The sequence below is a fragment of the Chromobacterium violaceum ATCC 12472 genome, from assembly GCF_000007705.1.
Lineage (GTDB): Bacteria > Pseudomonadota > Gammaproteobacteria > Burkholderiales > Chromobacteriaceae > Chromobacterium > Chromobacterium violaceum.
In genome coordinates this window covers 4355655-4377677 of the sequence record NC_005085.1, presented here as the reverse complement: position 1 = coordinate 4377677, position 22023 = coordinate 4355655, and the positions used below count along the sequence as shown (strand labels likewise).

Annotated in this window: 16 protein-coding genes; 12 read left to right on the top strand and 4 right to left on the bottom strand. The window is 61.0% G+C overall.

Annotated features, from left to right (window positions below; translation table 11 throughout):
- The first annotated feature begins 18 nt into the window (after positions 1 to 18).
- Entirely contained in the window at positions 19 to 810 is a 792-nt protein-coding gene (locus tag CV_RS19995; protein ID WP_011137592.1) for a ferredoxin--NADP reductase, read from the top strand.
- Positions 811 to 813: 3 nt separating this feature from the next.
- Here CV_RS19995 and CV_RS19990 read toward each other — a convergent pair whose 3' ends face one another.
- Entirely contained in the window at positions 814 to 1428 is a 615-nt protein-coding gene (locus tag CV_RS19990; RefSeq protein ID WP_011137591.1) for a LysE family translocator, read from the bottom strand.
- 10 nt (positions 1429 to 1438) lie between these two features.
- A complete protein-coding gene (locus CV_RS19985; RefSeq protein ID WP_011137590.1) occupies positions 1439 to 1996 on the bottom strand; it encodes a GNAT family N-acetyltransferase in 558 nt (185 codons plus the stop codon).
- Positions 1997 to 2128: 132 nt separating this feature from the next.
- Here CV_RS19985 and CV_RS19980 point away from each other — a divergent pair, with 132 nt between their 5' ends.
- Positions 2129 to 2758: a LysE family translocator gene (locus CV_RS19980; RefSeq protein WP_011137589.1), complete on the top strand. Its 630-nt coding sequence runs from the start codon at positions 2129 to 2131 to the stop codon at positions 2756 to 2758.
- 128 nt (positions 2759 to 2886) lie between these two features.
- Positions 2887 to 3810 carry a sensor domain-containing diguanylate cyclase gene (locus tag CV_RS19975; RefSeq protein WP_043596814.1) on the top strand — a complete coding sequence of 308 codons (924 nt, stop codon included), beginning with the start codon at positions 2887 to 2889 and terminating at the stop codon, positions 3808 to 3810.
- 61 nt (positions 3811 to 3871) lie between these two features.
- On the opposite strand, the gene CV_RS19970 is transcribed toward CV_RS19975, so the two are convergent.
- Together CV_RS19970 and CV_RS19965 are read right to left on the bottom strand one after the other, a co-directional pair.
- Entirely contained in the window at positions 3872 to 6130 is a 2259-nt protein-coding gene (locus tag CV_RS19970; RefSeq protein WP_011137587.1) for an arginine/lysine/ornithine decarboxylase, read from the bottom strand.
- Positions 6131 to 6612: 482 nt separating this feature from the next.
- Entirely contained in the window at positions 6613 to 8130 is a 1518-nt protein-coding gene (locus CV_RS19965) for a phospholipase D-like domain-containing protein (protein WP_011137586.1), read from the bottom strand.
- Positions 8131 to 8411: 281 nt separating this feature from the next.
- On the opposite strand from CV_RS19965, the gene gltB reads away from it, so the two are divergent.
- The 9 genes from gltB to CV_RS23715 all read left to right on the top strand — a co-directional run bounded on the left by gltB (position 8412) and on the right by CV_RS23715 (position 22013).
- Positions 8412 to 12860, top strand: coding sequence for a glutamate synthase large subunit (gene gltB, locus CV_RS19960; protein ID WP_011137585.1), 4449 nt, complete (start codon positions 8412 to 8414; stop codon positions 12858 to 12860).
- Positions 12861 to 12926: 66 nt separating this feature from the next.
- On the top strand, positions 12927 to 14342 hold the full coding sequence (locus CV_RS19955) for an FAD-dependent oxidoreductase (RefSeq protein WP_011137584.1): 1416 nt from the start codon (positions 12927 to 12929) through the stop codon (positions 14340 to 14342).
- A 196-nt stretch (positions 14343 to 14538) separates the two neighbouring features.
- A complete protein-coding gene (locus tag CV_RS19950; protein WP_043596812.1) occupies positions 14539 to 15519 on the top strand; it encodes an NAD-dependent 4,6-dehydratase LegB in 981 nt (326 codons plus the stop codon).
- A gap of 5 nt (positions 15520 to 15524) precedes the next feature.
- Complete coding sequence (locus CV_RS19945) at positions 15525 to 16676, top strand: LegC family aminotransferase (RefSeq protein WP_011137581.1); 1152 nt, start codon at positions 15525 to 15527, stop codon at positions 16674 to 16676.
- Positions 16673 to 17833 (top strand): UDP-N-acetylglucosamine 2-epimerase, encoded by a 1161-nt coding sequence (gene neuC, locus CV_RS19940; RefSeq protein ID WP_011137580.1) that lies wholly within the window; start codon positions 16673 to 16675, stop codon positions 17831 to 17833. The genes CV_RS19945 and neuC overlap by 4 nt, the downstream gene beginning before the upstream one ends.
- A 19-nt stretch (positions 17834 to 17852) precedes the next feature.
- Positions 17853 to 18887 (top strand): DegT/DnrJ/EryC1/StrS family aminotransferase, encoded by a 1035-nt coding sequence (locus tag CV_RS19935; RefSeq protein WP_011137579.1) that lies wholly within the window; start codon positions 17853 to 17855, stop codon positions 18885 to 18887.
- Positions 18884 to 19969, top strand: coding sequence for an N-acetylneuraminate synthase (neuB, locus tag CV_RS19930; RefSeq protein WP_011137578.1), 1086 nt, complete (start codon positions 18884 to 18886; stop codon positions 19967 to 19969). Before CV_RS19935 ends, neuB begins: the two co-directional genes overlap by 4 nt.
- A gap of 2 nt (positions 19970 to 19971) precedes the next feature.
- Positions 19972 to 21018, top strand: coding sequence for a nucleotidyltransferase family protein (locus CV_RS19925; RefSeq protein WP_011137577.1), 1047 nt, complete (start codon positions 19972 to 19974; stop codon positions 21016 to 21018).
- The gene (locus CV_RS23715) at positions 21015 to 22013 is read left to right on the top strand and encodes a GNAT family N-acetyltransferase (RefSeq protein WP_011137576.1); all 999 of its coding nucleotides are present in this window, start codon (positions 21015 to 21017) and stop codon (positions 22011 to 22013) included. Before CV_RS19925 ends, CV_RS23715 begins: the two co-directional genes overlap by 4 nt.
- Positions 22014 to 22023 lie beyond the last annotated feature (10 nt).

Sequence of the window (22023 nt, the reverse complement as noted above, 5' to 3'; positions counted from 1 at the left end):
TCAACAATTGGAGTGAAGATGGACGCCGCGCTAGAAGCCGAGATTCAACAGAAATACACCGTTGAAACCATCACCGACATGAAGCGCTGGACCGACAAGTTGATCAGCTTCCGGCTGACGCGGCCCGCCGGTTTTCGCTTCGCGGCCGGCCAGTTCGCCCGGCTGGGCCTGCCGTTGGAGAACGGCGGCCAGGCGTGGCGCGCGTATTCGATGTGCTCGGCCGAATACGACGAGTTCCTGGAGTTCTATTCCATCGTGGTGCCGGAGGGCCAGTTCAGTTCCCGCCTCGCCAGGCTGCAGCCGGGGGCGGAGGTGATGCTGGACAAGCGGGCGATGGGTTTTTTCCAGGCTGAGCGGCTGCCGGACGGCGAGGATCTGTGGCTGATCGCCACCGGCACCGGCATCGCGCCTTATCTGTCGATTCTGAAACAACCCGAAGTGTGGCAACGCTTCGAGCGCATCGTGCTGGCGCACTGTGTCCGCGAGGCGGCGGAGCTGTCGTTCCAGGACGAGATCGCCGCCTTGCGCGAGCATCCGCTGTGGCGTGAGCATGGCCGCAAGCTGCAGTACCTGCCTGTGGTGACGCGTAATGCGCCCGAGGGCATGCTGAGCCAGCGCGTGCCGGCGCTGCTGCAGAGCGGCGAGTTGGCGGCGCGCGCCGGCATCGAGATGTCGCCCGAGCACAGCCGCTTTATGCTGTGCGGCAATCCCAAAATGGTGGAGGATACCCACCGCCAACTGATGAAGATGGGCTACCGGATGACCCGGCAGAACGCGCCGGGCCATATCGTGCTGGAAAACGGCTGGTAAAACTTAGCGGTTGGACGTGGCCAGCAGAGAGCCGAACACGAGGAAGCTGGCGCCGCTGGCCTTGTTGATCAGGTGGCCGCCGCGCTCGTTGTCCAGCCAGCGCCGCAACGAGTGAGCCAGCAAGGCGTAGGCGCTGTGGATCAGCACCAGCAGCGCGCTGTAGCTGCTGACCAGCAGCAGGAAGTCGCTGGTGTAATGGGCGCTGCCGGCGGCGATGAACTGCGGGAAGATGGCCAGGAAGAAAAAGATGGACTTGGGGTTGCTCAACTGCAGCAGCATGCCGGCGGCGAACTGCCGCCAGGGGCTGGTACGCTTGGCTTCCGGCGCGTCGAAACGGAAGGCCGGCGCCCGCAGCAGCTTGATGCCCAGGTAGAACAGGTAGCCGGCGCCCAGCCATTTCAGCGCGGTGAAAGCCAGGGCGGAGGTCGCCAGCAGCAGGCCCAGGCCGGTGGCGGACAGCGCGGCGACGATGAAGCTGCCGCAGGCGACGCCCAGTATGCCGGGCAGGCTGCCCCTGAGGCCGAAACGCAGCGCGTTGCCCAGCGAGTTGAGCACGCCGGGGCCGGGCGTCAGGATGGCCAGGCTGGCCATCAGCAGGAACAGCGGGTAATGGTGCATCGGTTTTCTCCTAGATTGCCGCGGCCAGCGCGCTTTCCTCGCGCAGCAGCGACAGATTGACCAGGTCCTGATAGCGGCCCAGCCAGAAGCCGGCCTGGCGGGCCCGGCCCTCCACCTTGAAACCCAGCCGTTCCAGCAGCGTCAGCGAAGCCTGGTTGTCCGGATGAACCTGGGCCTCGATCCGGTTCAGCGCCATGTGCTTGAAGCCCCAGGCCAGCGCGGCGCGCAGCGCCTCGCTCATCAGGCCTTGTCCTTGCCGGCTGCGCGCCAGCTCATAACCGAGCGTGCAGCAGCGCCAGCCCGGGTTCCATTTGAACAAGCCGACGCTGCCGATCAAGGGGCCGTCTTCGCGGAGGGCCAGCCCCCAGCGGATGCCGGGCGCGGGCAGGTTTCGCCAGCCGGCGAATTTTTCCACCATCTGCCGGGCCTGCTCTAGGGTGGCCAGCGGGTCGGTGCCGTACCAGCGCATCGCGTCGGCGTCGCCGAAGATGTCCAGCAGCGCAGGCGCGTCGTCCATCGCGATTTCGCGCAGTACCAGCCGCGGGGTATGCAGGGTGGGGAAGTCCATTCACTCTCCTGATCAGGACAAGTAGATATACCCTAAACGCCGCCGCCTATCAAACCATGGCGGCATGCTTGTTCGCGCCGGAATGATATCGGTATGATGAATCCCTTCCTCACCGTTTGCGGAGCGCCGCGCATGCCCACCTTGTCCACTCTGCTGCTGTTCTCCCTCGCCTGTCTCGCGCTGGCCGCCACGCCCGGCCCCGACATGCTGCTGATCGCCAGCCGCAGCGCAGGGCAGGGCCTGCGCGCCGGCTTCGCCACCTTGTTCGGCATCCAGCTGGGCACCTATTGCCACGCGCTGCTGGCGGCGCTGGGTCTGGCCCAGCTGTTCGTGCTGGTGCCGGTGGCCTACGACGCGGTGCGCGTCGCCGGCGCCGCCTACCTGCTTTACCTGGCCTGGACCACCTTGCGCAGCAACAGCGTGCTGCGCGCGGCCGATCCCGCCGCCGCCAACCGGCCGCTGGCGCGCATCGCGCTGCAGGGGCTGACCACCAATCTGCTCAATCCCAAGATGGCGCTGTTCGTGCTGGCGCTGTTTCCGCAGTTCGTCGAGCCGCAGGCCGGTCCGGTGGCGCTGCAGATTATGTTGCTGGCTACGGTACTGAACGCGGTCGGCTTTGTCGTCAACGCGCTGGTGATCGTCGCCAGCAGCCGCATGGGCCGGATGCTGGCCGGCGGCGCGAGCGGGCGCTGGCCGCAATACCTGCTGGCGACGGTGTTTGGCGGGCTGGCTGTGCGCCTGCTGGCGGCGGGGCAGAAATAAGCTGTTCTGACCCGGAGGACAGCGCTTAATCCCGCCCGGTTTTGCTCTACCATGGCTTATGACCGCCGTCCGCAATGGGCGGCGGCGGGCCGATGGAGATCGGCCCGGATGCCGCCGGATGCCAGTGTATGAAGCCTGCCGATGAAGACGAAGACATCGCCTCCCGCCTGATGTCGCTGCAACGGGATTGCCCGTTGCTGATCTCCCTGTTCGACGAGCGCGACCGCCTGCGCTACGCCAATCCGGCGTTCTGCGCGGCGCTGGGCGTGGCGGCGGACGAGCGCGTCAGCTGGGAGCAACTGATGCGGCGCAATTATCAAAACCGCCAGGGCACGCAGATCAGCACCCGGGACTTCGAGGCTTGGCTGGCGTCGGCGAAGTCGCGCCGGGCCAAGCGGCCCTTCCGCGCTTTCGAGACCGACCTGGCCGACGGCCGCTGGATCTGGATGACCGAGACCACGCAGACCGGCGGCTGGATGCTGTGCGTCGGCAGCGAGATCACCGAGCTGCGCGTCGGCGAGCGCGAGCTCAGGCAGGCGCGCGACATGGCGCAGCGCGCGGCGCTGACCGACCCCCTGACCGGCATCGGCAACCGCGGCCACATCCTGCAGCAGATGGACGGCCTGGTGGAGCAGTTTCATGGCGGAGCGTGCCAGGCGGCCGCGGTGGCCATCCTGGATCTGGACAACTTCAAGCTGATCAACGACCTGAAGGGCCATCTGGCCGGCGACGCGGTGCTGCGCGATTTCGCGCATAGGCTGCAGCCCTTGCTGAAACCGCATGACAGCCTGGGCCGGCTGGGCGGGGAGGAGTTTCTGCTGCTGTTGCCCGGCAGCGGCCTGGAGCAGGCGGAGGCCTTGATCCGGACCATACTTTCCGATGTGCAGTCGTCGCGGCCGCTGGCGGATGACCCGGGGTTTTCCTACACCTGTTCGATCGGGATGTCCTTGCTGCGCGCCGGCGACGATCTGTCGGCGCCGCTGGGCCGGGCCGACGAAGCCTTGTATCAAGCCAAGGCCGGCGGGCGCAATACCTGGCGCGTGCGGCTGTAAGGCGTTTGGGCATGAAAAAAGGCGGGATCGCTCCCGCCTTTGTCGTTTCCGGCTGCCCGTCTTATTGCTTGACGCAGTCCACGCAGTACACCTTGCGGTCCTGCACCTCCACCGCCACCAGGCCGTGGACGTCGGTTTCGAAGCCCGGCAGCTCGCGGTTGAAGGCCTGGGCGAAGCGCAGGTAGTCGACGATGGTCTTGTTGAAGCGCTCGCCCGGGATCAGCAGCGGGATGCCCGGCGGGTAGGGGGTCAGCAGCACCGCGGTGACGCGGCCTTCCAGCTGGTCCACCGGCACGCGCTCGATCTCGCGGTGCGCCATCTTGGCGAAGGCGTCGGCCGGGCGCATCGCCGGCTCCATGTCGGACAGGTAGATGTCGGTGGTCAGCCGCGCCACGTCGTGCTTGGCGTACAGGCCGTGGATGCGCTGGCACAGGTCCTGCAGGCCGACGCGCTCGTACTGCGGATGCTTGGCGACGAATTCCGGCATCACGCGCCACATCGGCTGGTTCTTGTCGAAATCGTCCTTGAACTGCTGCAGCAGCGAGATCAGCGTGTTCCAGCGGCCCTTGGTGATGCCGATGGTGAACATGATGAAGAAGCTGTACAGGCCGGTTTTCTCGACGACCACGCCGTGTTCGGTCAGATACTTGGTGACGATGGCGGCCGGGATGCCCATTTCCTCGAAGCTGCCGTCCACGTCCAGGCCCGGCGTCAGCACGGTGGCCTTGATCGGGTCCAGCATGTTGAAGCCGTCCTCGATGCCGGCGAAGCCGTGCCAGCGCTCGTCGGGGCGCAGCGTCCAGTCGGTCTGGTCGCAGATGCCGTCGTCGGACAGATCGTCCGGGCCCCATACGCTGAACCACCAGTCGCGGCCGTATTCCTCGTCCACCTTGCGCATCGCGCGGCGGAATTCCATCGCCTCCACCAGCGATTCTTCCACCAGCGACTGGCCGCCCGGCTGCTCCATCATCGCGGCGGCCACGTCGCAGCTGGCGATGATCGAGTATTGCGGGCTGGTCGAGGTGTGCATCAGGTAGGCTTCGTTGAACCAGGCGGTGTCGAGCTGCCGGTTCTGCGGATCCTGCACCAGGATCTGCGAGGCCTGGCTGATGCCGGCCAACAGCTTGTGGGTGGACTGGGTGGAGAACACCAGGCTGTCCTCGCAGCGGGGCCGGCCTTCGCCGATGGCGTGGAAGTCGCGGTAGAAGTCGTGGAAGCAGGCGTGCGGCAGCCAGGCTTCGTCGAAGTGCAGCGTGTCCACCTCGCCGTCCAGCAGGCCCTTGATCTCCTCGACGTTGTACAGGATGCCGTCGTAGGTGGACTGGGTCAGCGTCAGGATGCGCGGCTTGCGGTTGGGGTGCTTTTCCAGCATCTCGCGCGCGAACGGATTGGCCAGGATCTTCTTCTTGATATTGTCCGGCTGGAACTCGGACTTCGGGATCGGGCCGATGATGCCGTAGTGGTTGCGCGTCGGCATCAGGAACACCGGGATGGCCCCGGTCATGATGATGGCGTGCAGATTGGACTTGTGGCAGTTGCGGTCCACCAGCACGATGTCGCCGGCGGCGACGCAGCTGTGCCAGACGATCTTGTTCGAGGTGGAGGTGCCGTTGGTGACGAAGAACAGGTGGTCGGCATTGAAGATGCGCGCCGCGTTGCGCTCGGACGCCGCCACCGGGCCGGTGTGGTCCAGCAGCTGGCCCAGCTCGTCCACCGCGTTGCAGACGTCGGCGCGCAGCATGTTCTCGCCGAAGAACTGGTGGAACATCTGGCCGACCGGGCTCTTCAGGAAGGCGACGCCGCCGGAGTGGCCGGGGCAGTGCCAGGAGTAGGAGCCGTCGTAGGCGTAGTCCACCAGCGCGCGGAAGAACGGCGGCGCCAGCTTGTCCAGATAGCTCTTGGCCTCGCGGATGATGTGGCGGGCGACGAACTCCGGCGTGTCCTCGTGCATGTGGATGAAGCCGTGCAGCTCGCGCAGGATGTCGTTGGGGATGTGGCGGGCGGTGCGGGTCTCGCCGTACAGGTAGACCGGGATGTCCGGGTTGCGGCGGCGGATTTCGGCGACGAAGCCGTACAGATTGCCCAGCGCTTCTTGCGCCGTGTCCTCGGTCTGGAATTCCTCGTCGTCTATCGACAGGATGAAGCCGGCGGCGCGGCTTTGCTGCTGGGCGAAGGAGGTGAGGTCGCCGTAGCTGGTGTAGCCGATCACGCTCATGCCTTCCGCCTCCATGGCGGCGGCCAGTTCGCGAATGCCGGAGCCGCTGGTGTTTTCCGAGCGGAAGTCCTCGTCGATGATCACGATGGGGAAGTGAAAACGCATACCTTGAGTCCTTGTTGCTGTTAACTCGGACACTGCAGCGGGGCCGGTGCGTCACCGGACTTTGCCGCGGCAATGTCGCTAGGTGCGCGTGGGGCGCAGATCTGTACGCACGGGCTGAAGAACGGGTCTTCGCCGCCGCCCTGGAGGCTGGCCTTGAGGCGCGAAATAGTGGGCTGGGCCTTGCCTGGAGAAGACGCGCCGCCGCGTCCGGCTATGGGCGGTGCGTCGAAACGAGGGCAGGGCAGCCGATCTAAAACAGGGTCGCTTTGCGCCGCGGTCCGTACCTGGCAACCGTCGGTTGCTTCACGTCAGCCGGCCTGGAGAACATCCCAAGAAGCGCGCATTGTAGACCTTTTGCCTGTCATGTTGTTGTGCGCTGCGGAATGGATCGCGGAAAAATCGCGATCAGGACTATCTGCCGGCGCCGGCCAGGGCGGCTGGCGCGCCGTAAACAGCTGCGCCCATATGCTAAGCGGCTGTTTTCATTGAGAGTCGTCCGGCGTCGGCTTGTCGCTTCCGCTGCTGCACTCCGCCAGCCTCGACTGTTGTTTTTTCTTCCGTTTTTCCAGATATAGCCCGCAGGCCTTGAACACCACGGCCAGGCCGCCCGCGGCCAGCAGCGCGACCAACGGCGCGGCCGCCAGCCACGGAAAGTAGGCGATGGCCAGCGCCAGCAGGCACAGGGCGACGCCTATGCTGAGGAAGGCCGGGGCCTCGCTGCTTTCCACCATGCGGCTGCCGCGCACCACGGAGCCCAGCGCGTCGCCGATGCGCATCGCCTGGCGCGCCGCCGCGCTGGCGCCGCTGAGCGCCATTTCCTTGGGCGTGCCGCGCATCCGCCGTTCCTGCTTGCTGACCGGCCGCGGCACCGGCTTGCGCCGCTCCTGGCGCAGCACGATCTCGGTCGACTGTTCCAGGTCCTGCAGGAAGCGTTCCGCGAGTTCTCCGGCCAGGCCCTCGTCCTCCAGCGCGATGTCCAGTTCGCGGTTGACCAGCCAGCTGGACAGATTGAGGTTGGTGGAGCCGATGCGGGCCCAGCGGCCGTCGGCGACAGCGGTTTTGGCGTGGATCATCGGCCCGTTCCACTCGAACACCCGCACCCCGGCTTCCAGCAGCGGGCGGTACTGGGTGCGGGACACGGCGGCGATCCAGCGGATGTCGCTGGAGCGCGGCACCAGGAGGCGCACGTCGACGCCGTCCCGCGCCGCCTGCTTCAACGCCGACAGATAGAGGCTGGTGGCCATGAAGTAGGCGTCGGTCAGCCACAGCGTGCGGCGGGCGAAGCTGGCCACCAACAGATCCAGCCGCATCATCCGCGCGGTGGAAGGCGTGGTGGCGATCAACCTCGCGGCGGCCTCGCCGGCGGGCTGCGTGTCGGCCGGAACCAGCCAGCGCGCGTCCAGCGGCTCGCCGCAACTGGCCCAGCTGTCGGCAAAGGCCGCCAGCGCCGGCGCCAGCAGCGGGCCGCTCAGCGCCAGGCCGGTGTCGCGCCATGGCGCCAGTCCCTTTTCAGGCTGGCCTTGCCAGCTCTGGCTGATGCACAGCCCGGAAACGAACAGCTCTTGCCGGTCGACGATGATCATCTTGCGGTGGTTGCGCCCCAACAGCGTGAGCCCGCCGCCCAGGCTGGGGGGATGGTAGGCGCGCACCTCGGCTCCGGCTTCCTGCAGCGGCTTGAGGAAGCCGGACAAGTGCGCGCGCCAGCTGCCCAGCCAGTCATACAACAGGCAAACTTGGATGCCTTGTTTTGCTTTTTCTATAAGGATATTACGGATTTTCAAGCCAAATTGGTCATTGGCGAATATATACATTTCGATAAAGATGGAATCCCGGCATTCTGAGAGCGCGTTCTCCCAGGCGGGAAAGTTTTCCACGCTGTCGTACAGCAGCCGCACTCGGTTTCCGGCCATCAGCGGCGCGCCGGCGGAGCGCGAAAGCGCCTGTTCCGCCAGCTGGCGGACGAATTGCAGGGTTTGTTGCGACTGCTCGTCTTTGCTCATGATTTTTTGAATTTTGTCTAACAAAATACAAAATATTGCCGTAATGGCTTCTTTGTATCTGATTTTGAGTAGGAAAAACTGTCGTATTTTTGAAAATTTTTGTCTCAAAAAATCAAAAAACGCGCTCTAATCAGGTAGCGGAATTACATATGAAAACAAGTCATTGCGCTTCAACTGATTGAAATCAAATGATTGTTGCGCTGCGCCAAGCTGGCTTGCGGCTGGCGCAATCTTGCCCGTAGAATCGAACGCATCACTACAAGGTATAAACGGGCAGAGAAATGGACAGACAGAGCCGCCTGCAGGGCACATTGTATAAACCGGAATTCGAACAGGACAGCTGCGGCTTCGGCCTGATCGCCCAGCTGGACGACAAGCCCAGCCACTGGCTGGTGGCCACCGCCATTTCCTCGCTGGCCAAGCTGACGCACCGCGGCGCGGTGGCGGCGGACGGCAAGTCGGGCGATGGCTGCGGCCTGCTGTTCCGGAAACCGGACGGCTTTCTGCGCGAAGTGGCGGCCGAGGCCGGCATCGCGCTGAAGTCAGTGTACGCCGCCGGCCTGGTATTCCACCACCCTGACCGCGCCACGGGCGAGCGCAGCCTGGCGCGTCTGCGCGAGCATCTGGAGGCGCAGCAGCTGGAAGTCGCCGGTTTCCGTACCGTGCCGGTCGATACTTCGGCTTGCGGCGAAACCGCGCTGGCGTCCTTGCCGGCGATTTCCCAGGTGTTCGTGAACTGTCCGTTCGGCATGGACGAGCTGGCTTTCCAGCGCCGGCTTTACATGGGACGCCGCCTGGCGGAAAAAGCCAACCGCGGCGACGACTCCTGTTTCTATCTGCCCACGCTGTCGCCGCACACCATCTCCTATAAAGGCCTGGTGACGCCCGAGAACCTGCCGCGTTTTTTCCTGGATCTGGCCGACCCGCGCTTCGAATCCAGCCTGGCGGTGTTCCACCAGCGCTTCTCCACCAATACCTGGCCGCAGTGGAAGCTGGCCCAGCCCTTCCGCTTCCTTGCCCACAACGGCGAGATCAACACGGTGCAGGGCAACCGCAACTGGGCGCGCGCGCGCGAGCGCATCATGGCCTCGCCGCACCTGGACATGGACGCGGTGCGCCCCATCGTCCAGACCGATGGTTCGGACTCGATGAGCCTGGACAATATGCTGGAAGGGCTGCTGATGGGCGGCATCCCGCTGTTCCGCGCGCTGCGCCTGCTGGTGCCGCCGGCCTGGCAGAACGTGGACAGTACCGACAAGGATCTGCGCGCCTTCTACGAATTCAATTCCATGCACATGGAGCCGTGGGACGGTCCGGCCGGCATCGTGCTGACCGACGGCCGCTACGCCGCCTGCATGCTGGACCGCAACGGCCTGCGCCCGGCGCGCTGGGTGCTGACCCGCGACAATATCCTGACCATCGCCTCCGAAGTGGGCGTATGGGACTACCGCGCCCAGGACGTGGTACGCAAGGGCCGCGTCAAGCCTGGCCAGCTGTTCGCCGCGGATTTGCTGAACGGCGAGCTGCTGATGCCGGAAGACATCGACGCGCAATTGAAGAGCGCCAAACCCTACCGGCAGTGGATCAAGGACAGCGCCAAGTACCTGGAGCTGTCGATAGAGGATGACGCCGGCGTCGAGCCCTTGTCCAAGGAGGAGCTGGCGCGGCTGCAAAAATTGTTCAACCTCAGCCGCGAGGAACGCGACCAGATCCTGCGCGTGCTGGCGGCCGATGGCCAGGAGGCGGTCGGCTCCATGGGCGACGACACGCCGATGGCGGTGCTGAGCCAGAAGGTGCGCGCGCCCTTCGACTACCTGCGCCAGCAGTTCGCCCAGGTGACCAACCCGCCAATCGACCCGATCCGCGAGGCGGTGGTGATGTCGCTGAACACCGTGTTCGGCCCAGAGCGCAATATGTTCGAGGAAAGCGCCGAGCACGCCAAGCGGCTGGAAGTGCGCAGCCCGGTGCTGAGCCACGAGAAGTTCACCCGCGTCACCACCCGGCCGGAGCCGTATCTGAAGGCCACCAATTTCGACCTGTGCTACGACCCGGCCGAAACCACGCTGCGCGAAGCGATTTCCTGTCTGACCCGCCACGTGGTGGAAGCGGTGCAGGAAGGCACCGTGGTGGTGGTGCTGTCCGACCGCCACGCCACCGGCGAGCGGCTGCCCATCCACGCGCTGTTCGCCACTGGCGCGGTGCACCACGCGCTGATCGACGCCGGCCTGCGCTGCAAGACCAATATCGTGGTGGAGACCGCCGCGGTGCGCGACGCCCACCAGATGGCATGCGTGCTGGGCTACGGCGCCACCGCCGTCTATCCCTACCTGGCCTACCAGACCATCATCGACCTGGTGAACAGCGGCGAGGTGCCGCTGAAGGCCAACGAGGCGCTGCAGCACTACCGCAAGGGCATCAACAAGGGCCTGCTCAAGGTGCTGTCCAAGATGGGCATTTCCACCATCGCCTCTTATCGCGGCGCGCAGCTGTTCGAGGCCGTCGGCATCCACCAGGAAGTGATCGAGCTGTGCCTGAAGGGCACGGTGTCGCGCGTGTCCGGCGCCAATTTCGCCGACTTCGAGGCGGAACAGAAAAAGCTGGCCAAGCTGGCGTTCAACCCGATGCGCGGCTTGAACCAGGGCGGCTTGCTGAAGTACGTGCACGGCGAGGAGTACCACGCCTACAACCCGGACGTGGTGCAGCTGCTGCAGAAGGCGGTGCAGAACGGCGATTACGGCGTTTATCTGCAATACGCGGAGACAGTGAATACCCGCCCGGTGGCGATGCTGCGCGACCTGATGCAACTGAAACTGGCCGGCGAGCCGATTCCGCTGGACGAGGTGGAGCCGGTGGAAGCCATCGTCAAGCGCTTCGACTCGGCCGGCATGTCGCTGGGCGCCTTGAGCCCGGAAGCGCACGAGGCGCTGGCCATCGCGATGAACCGCTTGGGCGGCCGCTCCAATTCCGGCGAGGGCGGCGAGGATCCGGCGCGCTATGGCACCGAGAAGATGTCCAAGATCAAGCAGGTGGCGTCCGGCCGCTTCGGCGTCACGCCGCATTACTTGGTCAACGCCGAGGTGCTGCAGATCAAGGTGGCCCAGGGCGCCAAGCCGGGCGAGGGCGGCCAGTTGCCCGGCGACAAGGTGTCCGGCCTGATCGCGCGGCTGCGCCACGCCAAGGAGGGCGTCAGCCTGATCTCGCCGCCGCCGCACCACGACATCTACTCCATTGAAGACCTGGCGCAGCTGATCTTCGACCTGAAGCAGGTGAACCCGTCCGCGCTGGTGTCGGTGAAGCTGGTGGCCGAGCCCGGCGTCGGCACCGTCGCCGCCGGCGTGGCCAAGGCCTACGCCGACCTGATCACCATCTCCGGTTACGACGGGGGCACCGGCGCCTCGCCGCTGACCTCAGTCAAGTACGCCGGCTCGCCGTGGGAGCTCGGCCTGTCCGAGGCGCAGCAGGTGCTGCGCGCCAACGGCCTGCGCGGCCGGGTGCGGGTGCAGACCGACGGCGGCCTGAAAACCGGCCTCGACGTGGTCAAGGCCGCCATCCTGGGCGCGGAGAGCTTCGGCTTCGGCACCGGACCGATGGTGGCGCTGGGCTGCAAATACCTGCGCATCTGCCACCTTAACAACTGCGCCACAGGGGTGGCGACGCAGGAAATCAAGCTGCGCTCCAAGTACTTCACCGGTCTGCCGGACATGGTGGTCAACTACTTCCTGTTCATCGCCCGCGAAACCCGAGAATGGATGGCCAAGCTGGGCGTGCGCAGCATGGAGGAGCTGATCGGCCGCATGGACCTGATGGATGTATTGGAAGGAGAGAGCGAGCGCCAGGGCCGTCTCGATCTGAGCCCGCTGCTGTCGCAAGGCACGGTGCCGGACAGCGAGCCGCGCTTCTGCGTTTCCGACAGCAATCCGTCCTTTGACAAGGGCGAGCTGGCCGAGCGGATCCTGCAGGAAGCGCTGCCCGCTATTCACAACAAGCAGATGCTGGAGCTGGCCTATCCGATCGAAAATACTCACCGCTCGATCGGCGCGCGCTTGTCCGGCGAGATCGCCCGCGTCCATGGCGCGGCGGGGCTGCCGTTCGGCTGCCTGAAGGTGAAGTTCACCGGCAGCGCCGGCCAGAGCTTCGGTGTGTGGAACGCGGCTGGCCTCCACCTTGAACTGGAAGGCGACGCCAACGACTACGTCGGCAAGGGCATGGCCGGCGGCCGCGTTACCATTTACCCGCCGAAAGATGCCGGCTACCAGGCCAGCGAGTCCATCATCATCGGCAATACCTGCCTGTACGGCGCGACCGGCGGCCAGCTGTTCGCCGCCGGCATCGCCGGCGAGCGCTTCGGCGTGCGCAACTCCGGCGCGCTGGCGGTGATAGAAGGCGCCGGCGACCACTGCTGCGAATACATGACCGGCGGCACCGTCATCGTGCTGGGCGAGACCGGCTACAACTTCGGCGCGGGCATGACCGGAGGCTTCGCCTTCGTCTATGACCCGAACGAGAAGTTCGCTTATCGCTACAACAACGAGCTGATCGACATCCACCTGATCAACGGCGAGGCGATGGGCATGTACCGCGCCTACCTGCTGGAGAAGATCGCCAAGCACGTGGAGCTGACTGGCTCGGAAACCGGCCGCGCGATGCTGCAGAACTTCGACGACTACGTCGACTACTTCTGGCTGGTGAAGCCCAAGGCCGCCAAGCTGGAAAGCCTGCTCAAAGACTAAGCGCCGCTGGCAACTCAATACCTGGCGGCGCAGGAAGCGCCGCCTATCCCGATGGGAGAGAACAAGATGTCCGATGTATTCCAGTTCATGAAGCTGTCGCGCAACCCAGGCGAAAAGGTCGAAGCGTCGGTGCGCAAGGTCGAGTTCAAGGAAATCTACCAGCCGCTGCACGCGGTGGATGCCGCCGACCAGGCCGGCCGCTGCCTGTCCTGCGGCAATCCGTATTGCGAGTGGGAGTGCCCGGTGCACAACTACATTCCCAACTGGCTGAAGCTGGTGGAGGAGGGGCGCCTGTTCGAGGCGGCGGAGTTATCGCATCAGACCAACAGCCTGCCCGAGATCTGCGGCCGGGTCTGCCCGCAAGACCGGCTGTGTGAGGGGGCCTGTACCTTGAATCAGGGGGGCTTCGGCGCAGTATCCATCGGCAGCATAGAGAAGTACATTACCGACGAGGCATTCAAGGCGGGTTGGCGTCCCGACATGTCCAAGGTGGTTTGGACGGATAAGACTGTGGGGATCATCGGCGCTGGTCCCGCGGGCCTGGCCTGTGCCGACGTGTTGGTGCGCAATGGGGTCAAGGCTGTGGTGTATGACCGCTATGAGGAGATCGGCGGGTTGTTGACCTTTGGTATTCCGGAGTTCAAGTTGGAAAAAAGCATTGTCCACCGCCGCAGAGAGATACTGGAAGGAATGGGGGTGGAGTTTGTGCTGAATACTGAGGTCGGCAAGGACATCAGCTTTGACAAGCTTATGATTAAGCACGATGCCGTGTTTATGGGTATGGGCGCGTACAAGGCCATGCGGGGGGGCTTTCCTGGAGAAGACAGCAAGGGTGTGCTGCAGGCTTTGCCCTATCTGATTAATAATGTGCGCCAGTCTATGGGAACCTTGCCTGTAGACGAAGCAGCCATCTCGATGAAGGGCAAGCGAGTATTGGTGCTGGGTGGCGGGGACACTGCGATGGACTGCAACCGCACTGCGATCCGACAAGGCGCGAAACGTGTGATCTGCGCTTACCGTCGCGACGAGGCCAATATGCCCGGTTCCAGACGAGAAGTCAGCAACGCGCGCGAAGAAGGGGTGGAGTTTTTGTGGAACCGGCAGCCTTTGGCGATTGAGCCGATGATAGGCGGCACCCTGGCTGTGAAGCTGGGCGAGACTCGGCTGAGCGAGGCTGGAGCCAAGGGGCGAAGCGCTGTTGAACTTGTGCCGGGGGGGGGGGAGGTCTTAGAATGCGACCACGTTATCATAGCGTTCGGGTTTCAAGCCGAAGCGGCTGCTTGGTTTGACGCCTGCGGGGTACGAACTGAAAATGGGTCCGGTAGAACCAAAGTCTCCCGAGGAGGCAAGTACCCTTACCAGACTAGCAATCCCAAAGTATTTGCCGGAGGGGATCAAGTTCGAGGCGCGGATCTTGTTGTGCGCGCAGTGTTCGAGGGGCGTCAGGCTGCGGAGTCGTTGTGCGCGTATTTGTTTGACTAGAGAAGGCGGGGGGCTAGCCTCAGCCAGGCCGCCCGGCTGGTGGTGGCTGGTCGCGGGACGACGCACGAGACGGTTTCTCATCAGGGAAACCCGGTCTGTCGTGCAAACATTATGAAGCTGTATCGCATCGTGCTTGCATGCTGCGTGCAGCTAATTTTATTTATTTGTATAAAAATATCTACCTGCGTGGTGTTTGATGAAAACAGTTCTCGTTACCGGTGCCGACGGTTTTATTGGTTCCCATCTGACCGAAATGCTCGTAAAGCAGGGTTATAAGGTCAAAGCGTTATCGCAGTACAACTCGTTCAATTACTGGGGCTGGTTGGAGGATGTGGATTGCCTCCCGGAAATTGAAGTATTGAATGGCGATGTCCGCGATCCCCACTATTGCAAGCATATTACTAAGGGCATCGATACTGTATATCATCTAGCCGCGCTGATTGCCATTCCTTACTCTTATGTTGCTCCTGATAGCTATGTCGATACCAATGTAAAGGGTACGCTGAACATATGCCAAGCCGCGCTTGATAATGGCGTCAGCAGGGTTATCCATACCTCTACTAGTGAGGTGTATGGAACTGCGCAATACGTGCCTATCGATGAGAAGCACCCGCTGCAACCCCAATCGCCTTACAGCGCGTCGAAAATCGGGGCCGATGCGATGGCAATGAGCTTCTATAACGCATTCGATCTGCCCTTGACCATTGCGCGGCCGTTTAACACTTATGGCCCTCGCCAATCGGCTCGCGCAGTGATCCCGACCATCATTAGTCAGATTGCGAACGGCAAAAAGCAGATAAAGCTGGGTGATGTGACCCCAACTCGCGATTTTAATTACGTTGAAGATACCTGCAGGGGCTTCTTGGCGTTGGCGAATTGTGAACAGGCGATTGGCGAAACCATCAATATTGGATCTAATTACGAAATCTCAGTTGGTGATACCTTAAATTTGATTCGTGAATTGATGAATAGCGACGTTGAGTTCTTGACCGACGAGCAGCGTATCCGTCCTGAGAAATCTGAAGTGTTCCGGCTCTGGTGCGATAACAGAAAGATCAATCAATTGACGGGTTTCATGCCTCAGCATGACATTCGCAGCGGTCTGGCTAAGACCATAGAATGGTTCACCAATCCGGTGAATCTCGCCAAGTACAAGTCTGATATTTACAATGTGTGATCATTATGAATTTCGACGCTCTGATTGGATTTGTACGAGAACAGTACCGCACCGATGAATTTATTCCCCTGCATGCGCCGATTTTCTCGGGAAATGAGAAGCGCTATGTGGAAGAAACGATAGACTCGACCTTCGTCTCCAGCGTAGGCGCTTTTGTCGATCGTTTCGAGAACGAAATGGCGAGCTACACCGGCAGCCCGAAAGCGGTGGCTGCGGTCAACGGAACGGCGGCGCTTCACATGGCTCTGAAGTTGGTGGGTGTGCAGCCGAACGATCTTGTGATTACACAGCCCTTGAGCTTCATCGCCACCTGCAATGCGATCAGTTATTGCGGCGCCTCGCCGGTGTTCATCGATGTGGATCGTCGCACGCTGGGCTTGTCGCCCGTCGCGCTGGAGCAATGGCTGCAAGAGAACGCGTTTGTCGCAGACGATCTGGTGTGCCGCCATCGCGCGGACCAGCGCGCAATCCGCGCTTGCGTGCCCATGCATACCTTTGGCCACCCGGCGGATCTGGATGGCTTAAGTGAGGTGTGCCAGCGTTGGCATATCCCTTTGATCGAAGACGCGGCGGAGTCCCTGGGCAGCTTCTACAAGGGACGCCATACCGGGACGCTAGGTGTTGTCGGCACCTTGAGCTTCAACGGCAACAAGATTATCACCACCGGTGGAGGCGGCATGATCCTCACCAATGCGGAACTGGGCAAGCGCGCCAAGCATCTGACGACGACGGCGAAGATTCCCCACCCATACGAGTTTATCCATGACGAGGTGGGCTACAACTACCGTCTGCCTAACCTGAACGCGGCGCTTGGTTGCGCGCAGCTTGAACAGCTGGAGACTTTCGTCCAGGCCAAGCGCGCCTTGGCGAAGTCGTACCAGGAACTGTTGGCTGGTAGTTCCTTGCAGTTTGTGGCCGAGCCCGACGACTGCCGCTCCAACTATTGGCTGAACGCCGTGATCTGCGTTGATCGCGCGCAACGAGACGCTTTGCTGCAGGCCACCAACGAGAACGGCGTGATGACCCGCCCAATCTGGGAATTGATGAGCCGGCTCCCGCTGTACCAGCATTGCCTGCATGGCGAATTGCTCAATGCAGAATGGCTAGCGGACCGCGTGGTCAATCTGCCCAGTAGCGTGACGGGGAGCGTCCATTGAGCCTGCGCAAGATTTGCATTGTAACGGGCAGCCGCGCGGAATATGGTTTGCAGCGCTGGTTGGCGAAAGCCGTTCAGGCCGATGAGAACCTTGAGCTGCAAATTCTGGCGACAGGCATGCACTTGGCGTTTGAATACGGCAGAACGATCAATGAGATTTACGCCGATGGCTTCGCGGTGGATGCGATCGTGGAAAGCCAGTTGGCGAGCGACTCGGCCGTCGGCATGGCGAAGTCCATGGGACTGGGCATGATCGGATGTGCAGACGCATTTCAGCGACTGCGGCCAGATATCGTCGTCTTGCTCGGCGATCGCTATGAAATTCTGGCTGCAGCTCAGGCCGCGGCGCTGATGGGCATTCCCGTCGCGCATATTTCTGGCGGTGAGGTGACCGAGGGCGCGGTGGACGACTGGATTCGCCATGCGATCAGCAAGGCGTCCTGGTGGCATTTCGTGGCGACGGAAGAGTATCGCCAGCGAGTGATCCAGTTGGGTGAGTCGCCGGAGCGCGTTTTCAATACGGGCGATCCCGGGCTGGACTCCATCAGCAACTTGCCCCTGATGAGCCGCGAGCAGCTTGAGGCGGAAATGGGCATGCCATTGCGCCAGCCGCTGTTCATGGTGACTTATCATCCGGCGACGCTGGGCGACGAGTCGCCGGAAGTGTCTTTCCGCAAGGTGCTGGCCTCGCTGGATCGTTTTCCGCAGGCGACGGTCATCATGACCAAGCCTAACGCGGATGCGGGCGGACGCGAATTGGCGGCGATGGCGGAAGAGTGGTGCCGCAGCAATGCGGAGCGCGCGCGTTGTTTCGTCTCCATGGGGCAGTTGCGCTATTTGAGCGCCATGCGGCTTGCCAATGTGGTGATCGGCAATTCCTCGAGCGGAATCGTCGAGGCACCGGCAGCCAAGGTGGCTACCGTGAACATCGGGCCGCGCCAGGATGGCAGATTGAAGGCAGCCTCGATCATCGATTGCCCGGACGACGAGCAGCAGATTTACGCCGCTATCCAGCGCGCTCTGTCCGAGGACTTCGCCGGCGCGTTGCCGCAAACGGTTTCCTTGTATGGCGAATGCGGCGCGTCCGCGCGCATGAAGCAGATTTTGTCGAGCGTTCCATTGCCGGCAAACTTGAAAAAGAGCTTCCATGACTTGTGAGCGCAGCATAGGTGGCGAGATGGAAATTCGTCCCGAAATGTTTGGCCAGGCGCGCGCAGGCGCGGCATGGCCGGATTTCGGGAAGCCGCATGTCTTGCGCTGCGATACGGGCCGCTCGGCGTTGAAGCTGGCGCTCCAGTGCTGGGCCGGCCGGGCCGGTCGCGATTTCACTGTTTGGCTGCCGCACTACGTTTGCCACAGCGTCGCGCAGGCGGTTCGGCAGGCGGGGCATGCGCTTGCCTATTACGGTCATCGTCCCTCCGAGCAGATTTTCTCGCCGCCGCCGACCCCGCAGGCGGGCGATCTCGTGCTGCTGGTCCATTACTTCGGCTTGCGCAATCGCGCCGCCTTAGACTGGTTATCCGCACATGCCACCCGCGATTTCGCCGTGCTGGAAGACTGTGTGCAGTCTCCCTATACCGCAGGCGTCGGGCGTTTGGCGGATTTCGCGATCAGCAGTCTGCGCAAATGGTGGCCCACGCCTGACGGCGCGACCTTGGCCTCTGTTTATGCCCTGGATGGTCTAGACCTGGCTGCAAGCGACGAAGCGTTCATCAGCCAGAGAATGGCGGCAAAGCAGTTGAGGGCGCGCGGCATAGGCGAAGAGCGCTATCTGCAATGGATAGATGAGTCCGAAAGCCGGCTGGATGACGTGGTGCCGCGGCAGGCTTCTTGGCTGGCTGCCAGTCTGCTGGGCGAGGCGGATATCGACGTCGCCATGGCGGCGCGCAGAGAGAACTGGTTTGCGTTGGCGCAAGGCTTGGCGGGGCTGCGCGGCGTTGCTCCATTGTTCAGAGAATTGGCTGTCGATGAGATACCATTGGCCTACCCAGTTGTTGTATCCGCGACAAATAGGCAGAAGTTGCGCGCAGCTTTGAGAGATAGGCGAGTTTTCTGTCCGGTGCATTGGGACCTGGAGTCTGACGCGCCAGAGGCGGATACATTGTTGTCCGCCCGTATTTTATCTATACCGCTTGATCAGCGTTATGCACCGGCAGATATGCGCAAGGTGGCGAGCATGATCGGCGAATTTATTGCTGAGGAATTGAATTGAACCACGTATTTATTATTGCTGAAGCAGGCGTGAACCATAATGGTTCTTTGAAAGTGGCCCTTGAGTTGATCGATGCGGCCAAGGAAGCTGGCGCCGACGCGGTGAAATTCCAGACTTTCAAATCCGGCGCCGTGATCAGCATGGATGCTCCGAAAGCCGAGTATCAAAAGACGACGACCGGTACCAGCGAAAGCCAGCTAGATATGGTTCGCAAGCTCGAATTGTCGGCTGAGGATCATATCCAATTGCTGCAGCATTGTGAAAAGCGCGGCATTTTGTTCCTGTCTACCCCATTCGACGTGCAAAGCGCCGAATTGCTGGTTCGCGAACTGGGCGTGCCGCAATTGAAGGTGCCGTCCGGAGAACTGACCAATGCGCCGTTCCTGCTGAAAATCGCGGGCTACGGCTTGCCCGTCATCGTCTCTACCGGTATGAGCACGCTGGGCGAGGCTGAAATGGCTTTGGGCGTGCTGGCCTTCGGTTTCCTCGGACTGAGCGAAACGCCGTCCGAGACTGCATTCCGCAATGCCTTCGCGAGCGATGCGGGCCAAGCTGTCCTGAGGGAAAAGGTCACGATCCTGCAGTGCACGACGGAATATCCGGCTCCGTTTGCTCAAGTGAATCTTAAAGCGATGGATACGCTCGGCGCCGCTTTCGGACTTCCTGTCGGCTTGTCGGATCATACGCCTGGCTATGCGATTCCCATCGCCGCGGTCGCGCGAGGAGCGACTCTGATTGAAAAGCACTTCACCCTGGACCGCAATTTGCCGGGTCCGGATCACATGGCTTCTCTTGAGCCGCATGAACTCAAAGCCATGGTGGAAGGCATCCGCCAGGTAACGGTTGCGATCGGCGACGGCTGCAAGCGTCCAAGCGCTGACGAGATCGGCAATAGAACGATCGCGCGGAGAAGCCTGGTCGCGGCTACCGCGGTGAAGAGAGGCGAGATTTGGACGGAGAGCAACCTGACATGCAAACGGCCAGGCGATGGCGTGTCGCCGTATCGTTTCTGGGATTTCATCGGTAAACCAGCCACCAGGGATTATCGCGCCGACGAAAAACTGGACGCCGGATTGGAGTAATCATGGCGCATGATTGGGAAAAGGTACTGCTGTCTCCTGATACGCCTGCTGAATCAGCGTTGAGAGTGCTGGATGACAGTGGCTTGCGATTGGTGCTGGTTGTTGATGAGCAGCGACGCCTACTTGGCACCCTGACGGATGGAGACGTGCGCAGGGCGTTGCTTCGCCATGTCAATTTCATGACCGCCGCCGTTGCGGACATCATGCACCGCGAGCCCCGGGTCGCGCTCGCCAGCGCTAGCCGCGAACAATTGCGTCACCTGATGGAACAGCATTCCCTGTTGCATATCCCTTTGCTGGATCACGATGATCGAGTGGTTGGCCTGGAAACCTACCAGGAGGTTCTGCAGCGCCCGCGCCGCGACAATTGGGTATTTTTGATGGCTGGTGGTTTCGGAAAACGCTTACGGCCATTGACTGACAACTGCCCGAAACCGATGTTGCTGGTGGGTGGCAAACCGATGTTGCAAACCATATTGGAAGGCTTCATCGCTGCGGGCTTCCACCGGTTTTATATTTCCGTTCATTATCTGCCGGAAACTATCAAGAACTATTTTGGCGATGGCTCTAAATGGGGTGTAACGATAGTTTATATCGAAGAGGATCAGCCTTTGGGGACAGGCGGCGCATTGGGTTTGTTGCCTGGGACGGATGATTTGCCAATCATCATGATGAATGGCGATATTTTGACCCGCCTCGATTTTAATGCCTTGCTCGATTTTCATGAAAAGCATGCGGCGGATTTGACGCTCTGCGTACGCGAGTACGATGTGCAAATCCCGTTTGGCGTTGTGGAAGGCAACGATGTGACGGTCACATCCATTGTCGAGAAGCCAAAGCATCGCTTTTTTGTCAATGCTGGTATCTATGTTGTTACGCCGCAAGCAATTGCACGTGTATTACCATCCATGCGCGTAGACATGCCTGATTTGATTAAACAGATCATTGCAGATCAGCGCAATGTCTCGATGTTCCCGATCCGCGAATATTGGCTGGATATCGGAAGGCCAGAAGATTTCGATGTGGCTCAAACGAGTATTGCCCAATGATGAAGCTGCTTTCCTTTGATGAAGCTTGCCAATGGTTCGACTCTCTGCCGGCACATAAAAGAATTGCAACGTTATCGCCTTATTATGTTCTTTTAGATGCATTGCGGGATACCCGATTGCTAGCGACCTATATCGGCTTTCGGCAGGGGGATGTCTTCTGGATGCATAGTGTGCATTGTTCTGCAGCCATGGCGGGTGAGGTGATCGACCTCCAATCACCATATGGTTATGGGGGGCCAATTAGTAATTGCGATGATCCTGTTTTTCTAAATATGGTCTGGGATTTATATGTAGAATTCTGTGCACGTCAGGGATGGTTGGCTGAGTTTGTCCGTTTTCATCCTCTTGGTGGCGTTTCTTCCAGTTATGGAGGGACGATAGTTGTAGATAGGCTAACTGTCGCAATTGATCTGACTGGTCCTAATATTCGCTCAATTTATAGTACACGTTGTAGAACAGCTGTTCGAAAAGCAATAAATAATGGTTTAAACGTGCGAGTTGGAAGTGAAAGAGAGTTGAGAGAGATTTTCCCTCATTTTTACCGTGATGGTATGAGGGCTATTGCTGCAGATAAATTCTATTTATTTAATGATTTATACTTTTCAGGGTTCTCCACTTGGAAATGCGCAACACTCTTGATTTGTCATTGTGATGATGATTGGCTATCTGCAGGCATTTTTTTGAAGGATGGTAATGTTATGGAATACCACTTGTCTGCTACTACACCCGCAGGTAGAAATTTAGGTGCAACAAATCTGCTTTTAGATGCAGCTGCACATTTAGGCCAAGAGCAGGGTTGCTCATTCTTATATCTTGGTGGGGGGACGGATTCGGAAAAGAATAATCCATTGCTTTTCTTTAAGAGTGGATTTTCAGCTGCTACCTATCCATTTTTAATTGGATTTACTGCTTTTAATCAGGATAAATACCAGGCATTGAGAGAGAAATTTATTTCTGATCATAAGCCAACTGATCGGTTTCTTTTTTACCGTTGATTAAAATGAT